Raw genomic sequence first — 12,454 nt, forward strand, 5'->3', positions numbered from 1 at the left:
CCATAAGTTTTTGGTATTAAAGTATTTAACGCTTCTATTACCTCTTTTTTATCCTTAAGCGATGTTTTCTCTAATTCTCTTAATACAGGACAATTTTTAGGCTGTGCATAAGCTTCAAATGATATCAAAGTAAATAAAGATATGATTAAAATCAGTACATACATTTTTTTCAAGATAAATTCACCTCTTTTCTAATTACTATCTCCAATTAGAAAAGAATTATTAATCCTTCTTCAACTAACCTGCCCCGTTAGTTTAAGTACATTTTTTCACAATCTTTATCGTGATTTACTTACATATCTAATTTTGCCAAGGTCAACACCTGAAATTGTGATTGTAGTTTCGTTAATAACACGTTCATTGTCATTACAAAAAAACAAAAAGCGTCTAAACCCTTGATATACATGAGTTTAGGCGCATTATCTTCAATTGAAAATATCAAGTTAATATTCTTCTTCGTGATTAACTCGGTCATAATGATATTACAAATATGGCCAATGCAGATAGTCAAAAAATATAGACTAAAATCTTGGGATAATCCCCTAAGAGTATCAGATGGTAATACTGCTACTGGTTGGGTAAAATTAGTTAGTAAATTAAATAGAGTCTAAGGTTATATAGAAGAAGTGCAGTCGTTAATAATAAGCAATTGCACTTCTTTTGTTTTATATACTTAGATAGAATTAAAAGTTGTTAATTTTCACGACTTTGCATAAATAAATTTTTTGCAATTGTAACGAAACCCACTACAATACATAATATTGATGCTGAAGATATTATCCCCACTATAATCCAATCAATCCTAACTCCCATCTTCAATAAGATTAGGTAGCTCGTAATTAATCCTAAACAAATTGAGAAAGACGTCCATATAAAGATTTCCTTAGATAAATGAATTAGTATTCTCTTTTTAGTCCACCCAATAATATGATACATATTAAATTCCTCTCTTCTAGCATAAAACAAAGTATTTAAGCATTCAGTTAAGCCAAAAGTTGATAAAATGAAGGTAGAAATTAAAATGAATAATTGAAACCCCAAAATTACATCTACTGTAAATTGCCCTAATGTAGATTGTTGAGACATGAATAGTGTATTTCCAAAACTTGCTATTTGAACAACTAATAAGATTGTAGAAGTAAAAAGAATTAACATAGTAGGCATAATAATACGACTATGATAGACAAGAGATGGTGAATGTTTATAAGCTATCACACGGTCTGATTTTTTTCTCTTAATTGAAAATATGATATTTATCATGAGAATTGCTATTATTAAAATGCATGAAGAAATGAGATAGTAATTTATCTCCAGATTTAATATAGCGATAAATAAAATACTTAATATATATGCTATGAATAATAAAAAGTATTGTTCAAGATAATTTCTTCTGATAATTTTTTTACGTGGCCATCCTAATATAGTCAATAGTTCATCTTCTTTTTCTAACGTGCCCTTTTCAAATAGTAATCTAGATACAAACCATACAAAAACAAAAGTAACAAATAATATCGTAGTTAGTAGTGTTAAACCATTCCAACTTTCTTCTAATTCTTGTGCAACCCCTAAAGTTGTCCAAGGAGCTATTACTTTTCCTATCCCTTCAACTTCTAAAGTCGCATTTTTAAAAGAAGACCCTGCGACAATATCTACTTCATAACCGTCTTGAAGAAGTTTGGTTGCTACTTTTTCAATTTTTTGCTGTGCCAATTTATTATATTTGGAAATTCCCGCGACTCTAACTCTTATTGCGTCTATAGGCTTTGATCCTTTTATTATTTCAGCAGATTCAAGAGTAATTAATCCCCCTGCTGGTTGAGGAATAAAGCTTCCAGGTACAGTAGTAGGTTTTAGTACTTGTCCTTTCTCCATCTTTATTTCAGAAGTTGCATAAATTCCCAAAGGACTTGAAGAGAGTTTACTTTCTTTATCAACTTTTGGTGAAAATATCCCTACTTGCTCAATAAGGAATTTCGGTTTCACCCCATTGTATAAACTTTCTCCTTTTTTCACTATCTTTTTATAGGATGGAGGTTGCCCATTTTCAATTATTTTTATGTTTAAAATATCATTTTCACTATTATAATCCAGTTTTTCAGCCGTATAATAAACAGTAGTTTCTCCTCTATCTGAAGCAAAGTCAGAAGCCAAATCTACTTTAAATTGATTATTTATTTTAACAGCAGTTCCATCAAATGGTTTTTGAAAAGAAGTAAGATCAATTTCATGTTCAGAAGTAGAGGCGGGTTTTTTCGTATTTAATTCTCCGATTACCTGTTTAATCTTATTTCTATCAGCTGACATAAGCCAATCTTTTTCTGTTAATGAAAGTTTTTTACGATAGTCAGAAATATCAAGAGTAAGAGTATCTGCTTTTAATTTCATCTTTATTGGAATATTAATATCTTCTCTTTGAATGACTTTAATAATGGGAATATTTCCAAAGGTTTTAATTATTACATCAAGTGAAAATGAATCAAACTCATTTTTCAATTCTGAGTAGTCAACATTCGTTAGCTTCTGCTCACTTTCAATATCAATGGCTGCTAATAAATGATAAGTTTGGGGAAGCATAACATCCAGCGTAGCGCCTGACGCAGTTTCATTATGAAGAACCTTTAAATACTGAGTATTCCCTGGTTCCGATTCTTTGAAGTATACTAAGCTTTGAGGTTCACTAAGTGAATATTCTTTTTGTCCATCTGAAGTATAAAATTCCCATGTAAATCTAGTGGATTCATCTAATTGTGGTAGTTCGACTGATGTTTTTTTACCGCTAAAATATCCGATTGATGCGACAGGTGCTGCAACTTCAATGGTGGGGTTCTGTTTGATTTTTTCCCATTCCTGAATGGATATACCACCTTCGCTATCCCCTATGTAATTTTCTTCTACCATACCAACTTCTTTTTCTACTTTTGTTCTTGAATGACTTGGTCTTACTAAAATATCATAAGTGCCTCTACCTTGTTCTGCAATTGAATTATCAACAGCTAATTTTGTTTCATTAGTGTTTTGAAAGCCTATTGGTATCAGTAGGAAAATCCCAAAAAGAGCTAAAATGATTGTAAAGGAAACCAACTTCCTACTAATTATTCGATTCCAAACTAAACGCATCATTTTTTTTCATCCTCTCTTCCAAAATCCCATTAGATAACTTGTAGATTATATCTCCTCGATTTGCCACCTCTTCATCATGCGTCACCATTATGATTGTCTTACCAGAATTTTTAAATTCACTTAATAAGTCTAGAATTATATTACGATTATTAATATCTAAATTCCCTGTTGGTTCATCACAAATAAGCACTTTGGGATTGGCAATTAGCGCCCGTGCTATCGCAATTCTTTGCTTTTCACCTCCAGATAAGGCTTCAGGTAATCTATTAAAAATTTGTTCTTTAATTCCCACCATTTCTAATAGACTCTTTGCTTTAGTGTAGAGGGGTTTTTTTGGCTCATCATATATTAACGGTAATGCTACATTATCCAATACTGAGTAATGTGGTAATAGTTTGAAATCTTGAAATATAAACCCAATATTAAATCTCCTATACTCACTTTTCACTTTATCCTTTAGACTATAAATATTTACTCCTTCGTAAATAATTTCACCATCATCGGGTTGTAAGAGTCCCGCGACACAATTTAAAAATGTCGATTTTCCGGTGCCGGAAGGACCAATTATCGTACACCACTGACCTTTATCAATACTTAATGATATGTTATTAAGTATTTTCACTTTATCCGAAAAGTGGTTATAAGTTTTACTTAAGTCTCTGATTTCTATCATGGTATTTCCCCTCCAATTTCTTTGTGTTTCTAAAATTATTACAAGGCCAATCAGTATTTAATACACTTTATCTAATAGGCACTATCAAAACAAATATTGTATAATTTTACAATATTTTCATATTGTCAATTATAAATGAATATTCAGTTTTTTGGTAGCCTCTAAAAAGTGCTGGACCAATCAGGTGTTCAGTGTCTAATAATTCAAAGATTGAAAAATAAGCAAAAAAAATGTACACCACTAAAATTGAATTTAGTAATGTACATTTCCACAATATTTTCAACATTATAAACAAGTTATGATGAAATAAATCATCATGTTCAATTGCTTGTCTTTACTGTTATAGAGTAATCTTTGCATTATTTATTCTATGAAGATATTAATAAAACAAAACTAATGAAGATCCATAAGGTTCCCCAAATGATTGCACGCTTCACACTTACTAGTGCAGACATAAAATTCAGTAATAAAAAAGCTAGCATTAATACAAAGTAACTACGAAGTAAATTCGATAATCCTTCTTGTTTAGCTATAAAAAAATTAATCAACACCAGAATTCCTATAATAAAAATTAAACCTAAGCATAACATCTGAAAAAGTCTATTCTCAAAGACTTTTTCAAATCCAAAAGCAATCGTAATGATTATCGAAAGGGTTACACTCGTATATAATAAAACTTCACTCATTTATTTCATCCTTAATAAAATTAAATATATTTATAATCTTTCTTTTCCCCCAAAAATAGAATTGAAGTAAACTTACACTCTAACAAATATAAATACTTATTCTTTATAATTAAATATACTCCACTTTTTATTACAAAAATAAGTATACTTTGTTAAATTTTTATTTATGTAGTAAATATTTATCATTATACACCTTTTTCAGTGTAATTTATCCCTATTTTTATAAAAAAATATGTTTTTGGAAGTATTTCAATAATGGTAATTAAACAGATAATAATAAAAGTTTGTAGAAAAAACATAAAAATTCTATAGAATTATAATGAAATCACAGTAGATAAGTGTTTAGTGGAATCGGAGAAATTGCTAGTTTATTTCTGTTTGAGATGGAATTTATCAGGTTAGAAGTTGCATAGGAATGACATGTATATCGCTCATGTATCACTTCTTGTTTTGTACCATGAAAATTGAGTGAATAGCACCTTGCAAATGTTCACCGTCAGTTATTCAAATGATTAATGGACGTATTTTCAGTATTTTAAATATAGATAATTAAAAAAACACTTGACCAGAACATGGCCAAGTGTAAAGTAATTTCAACAAATTAGAGACTGCAAATCTCTAGGATAATATGTTAACATTTCGATACCTTCGTCAGTGACAAGAACCGTATCTGAATGTCTGAATCCTCCTAGTCCCTTTACATAAATTCCAGGTTCCACAGTAAATATCATTCCAGGTTTTATTTCCGTGTGATCTCCTAAATCAAAGAATGGTGCTTCATGACCAAGTAATCCAATATTGTGACCTGTATGATGGCTGGTTAATTCTGTTATGCCAGCTTCTTTAAAATATTTTTGAACCGACTCTTCAACTGCAGAGCATGGTATACCAGGTTTTATTGCTGAAAACGCTACTTCTTGTGCTTCATACATGTATTGGAAATATCTCTCTTGCTCTTTGTTTGCTTCTTCTACAAACATAACTCTCTCCAATTCACTCGTATAACCAAAGACGTCTGAAGCAGCTCCAGTTACTAAAGTATCACCTTTTTTCAGCACAATATTTTGAGTTACAGCATGCGGAAATGCGGATTGTGGTCCAATTTGGCCTCTGAAAATAGCATAAGCAGTATTTCCGTGAGGCTTATATTCTTGCCCTAATGTTTCAATCATTGCCATAGTAGCTTCCATAGAAGCTCTGCTAGTAATCTCAATCTCGCTCAATCCGGCTTTAGTATACTTTTGTAATAATCGATGTGCTAAATTACCCCAACGACAAGATTCTTTAATTAGCTCAATTTCATTTTTAGATTTAATATAACGCATTTCCTCTATTACACCTTTTAATGTTACAAATTCTTTGACGGTAATTATTGCATCAACCGACTGACCACGATAGCCCATTGAGGAGCCATACCCAATAGCATCATAGCCTACTGTTTTATTTTCAAATCCATACTCCTTTAATAGTTCCTTTAAGTACTCCATTGGATGTTTAATTCCTGGATATTCCGGATAGGAGTGAACAAAATCTACAACTCCGTATTCTTCAGCATGTTCATGCTCCAAAGCAGGTACAAATAAGTGTACATTTTGGTTAGGATCTATAAATACCCCGATTGGTCTCTCAGTTGGATGGAAATGAAAACCAGTTAAATAAAAGATATCTGTTACTGAAAACACGATCGCAGCATCACAATTTTTTTCAATTAATTTCCCAAAAAACTTTTGTTGGCGGTCCTTAAATTCATACTTAGGAATGGCTAATAGCATAATTAATTTCCTCCTTGTTTTGGCTATATAAATGGCAATTTACCGTGTGACCTTCTTCAAATCTAGCTTGATCTGGTAACTCTGATTTGCATATCTCCATTGCGAATGGGCACCTTGGATGAAACGTACATCCAGATGGCGGGTTTGCGGGACTAGGTACATCCCCTTTCAAAATAATTCTTTCTTTCTTTTCTTTTGGATGAGTTATCGGAACTGCAGATAGTAGGGCTTGAGTATATGGATGCTTCGGGTTATTAAACAAATCTTCTGTTTTCGCAATCTCCACGATTTTACCCAAGTACATTACTGCTACACGGTCAGTCATATGCTGAATAACGCTTAAATCGTGTGAAATAAACAAATAAGTTAAGCCAAATTCTTTCTGTAGTTCGAGCATCAGATTAATTACTTGTGATTGTACTGATACATCTAAAGCAGATACTGGTTCATCTGCAATAATAAAATCTGGCTGAAGTATCATCGCACGTGCAATCCCGATTCGCTGTCTTTGACCACCAGAAAATTCATGAGGATACCGGTCCAAATGATACTCTGATAATCCAACTATCTGAAGTATCGAAATAACTTTTTGTAAAGATTCTTTTTTGTCAAATTTGCTATGAACCTTTAATGGTTCCATCAATATTTGACGGATACTTTTTTTCGGATTAAGTGATGCATATGGGTCTTGAAATACCATTTGCATATGTTTGCGAAGAGAACGCATTTTCTCATATGGTAATAACGCTAGATTTGTTCCGTTGAATATGACTTCTCCATCAGTTGGTTCAGTCAATCTTAATATCGCCCTGCCTGTTGTCGATTTACCACATCCAGACTCCCCAACCAATGCAAAGGTTTCCCCTTTCATTACTGTAAAGTTCACATCATCCACAGCTCTTACTACAATCTTTTCCTTGAACATTCCTTGGGAAATTTCATAATACTTTTTTAAATTTTTAACTGATAACAGTACTTGATTCTCCAATACGCTTCACCTCCATTTCCTCTGGATCCTGAAGCCAACATTTGCTAATATGCTTTCCCTTTTGAAAAGATGGAGGAGTTTCTGTCAAACATTTTCCAAATACAAATGGACATCTATTTGCGAAAACGCAACCTTCTTTAATTTCAGAAGGTTTTGGTACTTGTCCTTGGATGGAAAATAGTTTACTCTTTCTTTTATTATTTGACGGCAATGATTGTATAAGTCCTTGGGTATATGGATGCAAAGGTTGATCAAATAATTCATTTACTTCTGCCTCCTCTACCACTTCACCAGCATACATTACGACTACACGATCACACATTTCTGCAACAACACTTAAATCATGGGTAATCAGTATTAAACTCATATCATTCTTTCTTTTAATATTTTTCAGCAACTCTAATATCTGGGCTTGTATCGTAACATCTAAGGCTGTTGTAGGTTCATCTGCAATCATGAGCTTAGGCTGACACAACAAAGCAAGTGAGATCATCACCCTTTGTCTCATCCCTCCAGACAATTGATGTGGATATTCATCGATAATCTGCTCAGCTCTCGGAAGACCCACCTGCTTTAAAACTGCAATAATCGTTTCCCGTATTTTAGATTTAGACATCTTCTTATGTTGCCTTAAAGGTTCGCTCAGTTGTTTACCAATAGTAAATACAGGATTCAAGGAAGTCATGGGTTCTTGGAATATCATTGAAATCTCATTCCCACGTAGTTTGCGAAACTCTCTTTCAGTTAATCTCGATAAATCTCTATCATTGAATAGAATTTCTCCAGATACAATTTCGCTAGTTTTTTGCGGGAGAAGTCCCATAACAGATAGGGATGTCACACTTTTCCCGCATCCTGACTCACCCACAATGCCGAGGGTTTCTCCTTTATTCACATGAAAATATACACCTCTTATAGGTTGGATATTTTCTTTGCCATTATTAAATTGAATACGTAAGTCTTTTACTTGCAAGATTTTTTCCATCACAATCATCCCTCCTTGCTATTCACCCTTCAATTCCGTATCCAATGTATCACGGAGCCAATCTCCAAAAAGGTTAACACCCAGAGCAGTAATCATAATGGCGATTCCCGGAAATGTGATTAGCCACCACGAACTGAAAATATAATCCTTACCTTCATTCAACATATTGCCCCATGCTGGTTCTGGAGGTTGAACACCAAAACCCAAGAAACTTACAGAGGCTTCTGCAATAATGTAAGTCCCAATTTGAAGGGAAGACAGGATAATAATTGGTGTAAATAAGTTAGGAAGAATGTGTTTGAACAATATCCCAAATTTTGAAACACCGGTTGCCACACATGCAGTTATAAATTCTTGTTCACGTAATGCAAGAACTTCGCTCCGAATGACACGGGCAAAAATAACCCAGCCTCCAATTGCTAGTGAGATAATGATATTTCGAAGACCTGATCCTATAATGGCGTTAATTACTAAAACCAATAGAATAAAAGGAAAACTTAATTGGACATCAACAATACGCATTAATACAACATCAACCCATCCTCTAAAGTAGCCTGAGATGATTCCAACAATTGTTCCAAATGTACCAGCAATAAGCACAGTACTTAAACCTATAATTACGGATATTTTTGCTCCCATAATTATTCTAGAAAATATATCTCTTCCTAACTGATCCGTTCCTAACAGATGTCCTCCAGTCATAGGAGGTAACAACTTTTTACTGAAATCTGCAAGAAGAGGATCAAAAGGAACAATCCACTGACCGAAAATGCTTATTAATAGCAAGATTAGTATGATGATAAACCCAATAATTCCTGTCCAACTTCTCATTAGATTTAAGAAAAACGTAGTTATTGCCGATTGTCTATTTTTTCTAACATTCCGTATCTTTGTTGTATGAGGTACTTTTGGAAAATCTACTGTCATTCACTCACCTACTTCACTCGAATTTGCGGATTAACATATGCGTACAATATATCCGCAATGAAATTAATCACTGCATAAATTAGGGCTACGATAAATACCCCAGCAAGTACGATTGGAAAATCTCTATTCATAAGGGATTGCATTAATAACCTGCCAACCCCTGGCCATGCAAAAACGACTTCTGTAATAACAGCTCCTCCAAGTAAGGTACCTAAATCAAGTGCTACCAACGTGATAATTGGAATTAGTGAATTTTTAAGTGCGTATCGCCCCACTAATCGAATAGTCGGCACACCGGAAGCCTTCGCGGTTCGAATATAATCTTTTCTTAACACATCCAACATAGTGGATCTAGTGAAGCGAGTAAATCTTGCTACGCTATAAGCCGCTAGAGTTATCATCGGAAGAATTAAATGTACTATTGAACCTGCACCACCTGAAGGGAGTATGTTAAGTTGAGCAGCAAAAAAGTAAATGAGTATTAGACCTAGCCAAAAGCTTGGGACAGCTTGACCTAGTACAGTTAAAGCGACACTAATTCTGTCAAAAACTGAATTTCTTTTATAAGCAGAAAGTACTCCTAGCGGAATGGCAATCAATAAGGAAAGAATTAATGCTGATATTGCTAACTGAAATGTAGCCGGTAAACGACTCAATACGAGTGGTAAAGCATCTTCTTTACTACGTAAAGATTGGCCAAAATCACCTTGAACCGCATTCACCATAAATTCCCCATATTGAATATATATTGGACGATCAAACCCCAACATTTCTCTATATTCCTCAATTTGTTCCCTTGAAGCATCTGGGGGTAAGAACAAAGCTGTTGGGTCACCAGATAAACGTATTAGAAAAAATACAACTGTAAGTGCTAATAAGACAACAACCACTACTTGAATCAGTCTTTTGATTATAAAATCAAGCATACTCGACCCCCTTAAATCAGCTAAATATTTATTACCTATTTATTAAAAGAGAGGGAAACAACAAATCCCTCTTTTTCGTCCAATTTTATATAAAATTTTCAATTCCATGACATCTCATACGCTTGCATTTTCTCATCCACTCGTGCTTTGAAATTCAAGTCTTTTCGGACAGCATATAAGTCTGCCTGTTGCCATAAAGGAACCCAAGCAGCTTTTTTAACTAAACTATTTTGAAGTTCAGCAAATCCAGCAAGTCTTTCCTCTTCATTAAACAAAGCGGTTGTTTTATAAATTTTTGTTTCAATATCTTTGTCATAAAAACTGCTGTACGGCGCAACTTTTGTGAAGAGATCTTCAATTGTAGATTGCGGATCGAATGCTGGACCCCATCCTAGAATAAACATGTCACCCATTTCTCTATTTCTTATTTTTTCCAAATGTGCTCCCCACTCGTTCACTTGAACATTGACCTTCACACCAATTCGCTGTAATTGAGCAGCAATAGCTTGAGCAACTTGGGAGTCCATGGGATAACGACCATTTGGTGTATCCAACGTTAAAGTTAAAGATTCAGATTCATATCCTGCTTCTTTCAATAAGCTTTTTGCCTTTTCTTTATCGTAATCATAGCCTTTGGTTTCAACGTAGGCTGAATTGATTTCTGAAAGCGGACCTGTCATTTTTGTCCCATGGCCATTCAAAACCGAATTGAGTAATTCATCTACATCCACCGCATAATTTAATGCTTGACGAACTTTTTCATTTTTTAGTGGACCATCAAAAAATGTGTTTAAAGCAAGGTAATTAATACGTGCTGATGCAACTTCTTCTACTTTCGATTTATCGTCACCTTTAATTTTCGCAACCGAATCCACTGGTATATTTTTAAACAAATCTACTTCTCCACTTAAGAAAGCCGATAAACGAGAACTATATTCTGGGATATACCGGAACTCCAATGTCTTAATTTGTGGTTTCCCTTGCCAATAATCCTCAAAAGCTTCTAATTTCAAGTAGTTATCTCTAGACCATTCAACAAATTTATAGGCTCCAGTTCCTACTGGTTTTTTTGCTGCTATTTCCGTTCCTACTTCGTTAACATAGCCTGGTTCCATTATTAGTAAATCTTCAGCAATACGTTGAATTATGCCTGGGAAAGGCTTACTTGTTTTAATCTCAACTTCCAACGGTGAAATAACTTTCACTTCTTTCACGTCCACCCATCGAGATTTATAAAATGATTTATTCGCATCGTCCAAGATGTAGTCAATGCTGAATTTGACTGAATTGGCATCGAAATCAGCTCCATTATGAAATTTGACTCCTTCTTTTAAATTCAATCTCCAAGTCAATTCATCTACGTTTTCCCATTTTTCAGCAAGCTCAGGGACGAATTCCCCAGATTGACCATCCCGACCAATAAGGGCATCATAGACATTACGAATTTGTGTGTCAGTTACATAATTAACGTCTGTATTTGCCATTAAAGTTCCAGCATCAGCTTCAAATGCAATGACAAGGCTATCTTTTTTTGATGAGGAAGTGTTACCTTCTTTACCTGAATTACTCGTGCCTGCAGTACCCTCAGTACAAGCAGATAACATTAACAATAAACTTAATGCTAATAAAACAAAGATGCTTTTTTTCATATAACGATGCTCCCCCTTATTGAGTTTTTGAATATAATATTTCCTCGATTTTTTTCATCGATTCAACTACGATTTCGATTTCTTCTTCAGAAATTTTATCAATCATACTTTGAACAGTGTTACTAGCTTTATCAGCAAGTGTTTTTAATGCCTCCTCTCCTATATCTGTGAGCTCTATATGTTGAATACGACGATCCAATTCAGAAAGCTTCTTTGCTATAAGACCATCTCGTTCAAAATGTTTAAGAATTCTACTAATATAACTTTTGTCTAATAGAAAATAATTTGATAAATATGCTGCTGTACAGTCTTTCTTGTTGGAGATTTCAAATAGAATTAATGCTTCCGTTGCTGAATAAGGACTTTCATCTGTGTAAATGTTAAAAAGTCCCATATGACGCGTGTAAAAACGATTGAACTTTTTTATATCTTGTATTATTTTTTCTGTCATTTCTAAATTTTCATCCTATTCTGAATTTTAAATTTACTTTAAATTAGAAAGTGGCTTTAGTCAACTATTATTTATATTAAAACTAGCAAATACACGTTATAATTATTTTCATAAATAAAAACCCCTTTTGATTAAATTTCAATCAAAAGGAGTTTTTGACATGCCCTAATTAAATTTAATATGTTTATTTATTTCAGTTGATGCGTTATACATTTTTGGACAAAATATTTTAAAATTATTTAATTTTTGAGAAAGCTTATATTTACATCGTTTAGGA

At 33.4% G+C, this 12,454-nt stretch carries 10 protein-coding genes; all 10 read right to left on the minus strand.

The window, feature by feature from the left end; genetic code table 11:
• Window positions 1-693: 693 nt before the first annotated feature.
• The 10 genes from AMD00_RS09475 to AMD00_RS09520 all read right to left on the minus strand — a co-directional run bounded on the left by AMD00_RS09475 (window position 694) and on the right by AMD00_RS09520 (window position 12,177).
• The gene (locus AMD00_RS09475) at window positions 694-3,120 is read right to left on the minus strand and encodes an ABC transporter permease family protein (RefSeq protein WP_053416844.1); all 2,427 of its coding nucleotides are present in this window, start codon (window positions 3,118-3,120) and stop codon (window positions 694-696) included.
• The gene (locus AMD00_RS09480; protein ID WP_053416845.1) at window positions 3,089-3,793 is read right to left on the minus strand and encodes an ABC transporter ATP-binding protein; all 705 of its coding nucleotides are present in this window, start codon (window positions 3,791-3,793) and stop codon (window positions 3,089-3,091) included. Before AMD00_RS09480 ends, AMD00_RS09475 begins: the two co-directional genes overlap by 32 nt.
• Before the next feature lie 368 nt (window positions 3,794-4,161).
• A complete protein-coding gene (locus AMD00_RS09485; protein WP_053416846.1) occupies window positions 4,162-4,479 on the minus strand; it encodes a hypothetical protein in 318 nt (105 codons plus the stop codon).
• 593 nt (window positions 4,480-5,072) lie between these two features.
• Window positions 5,073-6,251 carry a M24 family metallopeptidase gene (locus AMD00_RS09490; RefSeq protein WP_053416847.1) on the minus strand — a complete coding sequence of 393 codons (1,179 nt, stop codon included), beginning with the start codon at window positions 6,249-6,251 and terminating at the stop codon, window positions 5,073-5,075.
• The gene (locus AMD00_RS09495; RefSeq protein ID WP_053418249.1) at window positions 6,232-7,176 is read right to left on the minus strand and encodes an ABC transporter ATP-binding protein; all 945 of its coding nucleotides are present in this window, start codon (window positions 7,174-7,176) and stop codon (window positions 6,232-6,234) included. Before AMD00_RS09495 ends, AMD00_RS09490 begins: the two co-directional genes overlap by 20 nt.
• Window positions 7,177-7,210: 34 nt before the next feature.
• Window positions 7,211-8,224: an ABC transporter ATP-binding protein gene (locus tag AMD00_RS09500; protein WP_053416848.1), complete on the minus strand. Its 1,014-nt coding sequence runs from the start codon at window positions 8,222-8,224 to the stop codon at window positions 7,211-7,213.
• 18 nt (window positions 8,225-8,242) lie between these two features.
• Window positions 8,243-9,151: an ABC transporter permease gene (locus AMD00_RS09505; RefSeq protein WP_053416849.1), complete on the minus strand. Its 909-nt coding sequence runs from the start codon at window positions 9,149-9,151 to the stop codon at window positions 8,243-8,245.
• Window positions 9,152-9,159: 8 nt separating this feature from the next.
• Window positions 9,160-10,077 (minus strand): ABC transporter permease, encoded by a 918-nt coding sequence (locus tag AMD00_RS09510; protein ID WP_053416850.1) that lies wholly within the window; start codon window positions 10,075-10,077, stop codon window positions 9,160-9,162.
• A 98-nt stretch (window positions 10,078-10,175) separates the two neighbouring features.
• On the minus strand, window positions 10,176-11,726 hold the full coding sequence (locus tag AMD00_RS09515) for an ABC transporter substrate-binding protein (protein WP_053416851.1): 1,551 nt from the start codon (window positions 11,724-11,726) through the stop codon (window positions 10,176-10,178).
• A 16-nt stretch (window positions 11,727-11,742) separates the two neighbouring features.
• Window positions 11,743-12,177, minus strand: a complete 435-nt coding sequence (locus AMD00_RS09520) for a MarR family winged helix-turn-helix transcriptional regulator (protein WP_053416852.1) — start codon at window positions 12,175-12,177, stop codon at window positions 11,743-11,745.
• Window positions 12,178-12,454: the final 277 nt, after the last annotated feature.

The organism is Viridibacillus arvi, assembly GCF_001274945.1.
GTDB classification, from domain to species: Bacteria; Bacillota; Bacilli; order Bacillales_A; family Planococcaceae; genus Viridibacillus; species Viridibacillus arvi.

What these genes read in the sequence shown, in the direction of transcription:
- AMD00_RS09475 (WP_053416844.1), bottom strand. Translation starts at nt 3,120, where the DNA reads ATGATGCGTTTAGTTTGGAATCGAATAATTAGTAGGAAGTTGGTTTCC.
- AMD00_RS09480 (WP_053416845.1), bottom strand. Translation starts at nt 3,793, where the DNA reads ATGATAGAAATCAGAGACTTAAGTAAAACTTATAACCACTTTTCGGAT.
- AMD00_RS09485 (WP_053416846.1), bottom strand. Translation starts at nt 4,479, where the DNA reads ATGAGTGAAGTTTTATTATATACGAGTGTAACCCTTTCGATAATCATT.
- AMD00_RS09490 (WP_053416847.1), bottom strand. Translation starts at nt 6,251, where the DNA reads ATGCTATTAGCCATTCCTAAGTATGAATTTAAGGACCGCCAACAAAAG.
- AMD00_RS09495 (WP_053418249.1), bottom strand. Translation starts at nt 7,176, where the DNA reads ATGTTCAAGGAAAAGATTGTAGTAAGAGCTGTGGATGATGTGAACTTT.
- AMD00_RS09500 (WP_053416848.1), bottom strand. Translation starts at nt 8,224, where the DNA reads ATGGAAAAAATCTTGCAAGTAAAAGACTTACGTATTCAATTTAATAAT.
- AMD00_RS09505 (WP_053416849.1), bottom strand. Translation starts at nt 9,151, where the DNA reads ATGACAGTAGATTTTCCAAAAGTACCTCATACAACAAAGATACGGAAT.
- AMD00_RS09510 (WP_053416850.1), bottom strand. Translation starts at nt 10,077, where the DNA reads ATGCTTGATTTTATAATCAAAAGACTGATTCAAGTAGTGGTTGTTGTC.
- AMD00_RS09515 (WP_053416851.1), bottom strand. Translation starts at nt 11,726, where the DNA reads ATGAAAAAAAGCATCTTTGTTTTATTAGCATTAAGTTTATTGTTAATG.
- AMD00_RS09520 (WP_053416852.1), bottom strand. Translation starts at nt 12,177, where the DNA reads ATGACAGAAAAAATAATACAAGATATAAAAAAGTTCAATCGTTTTTAC.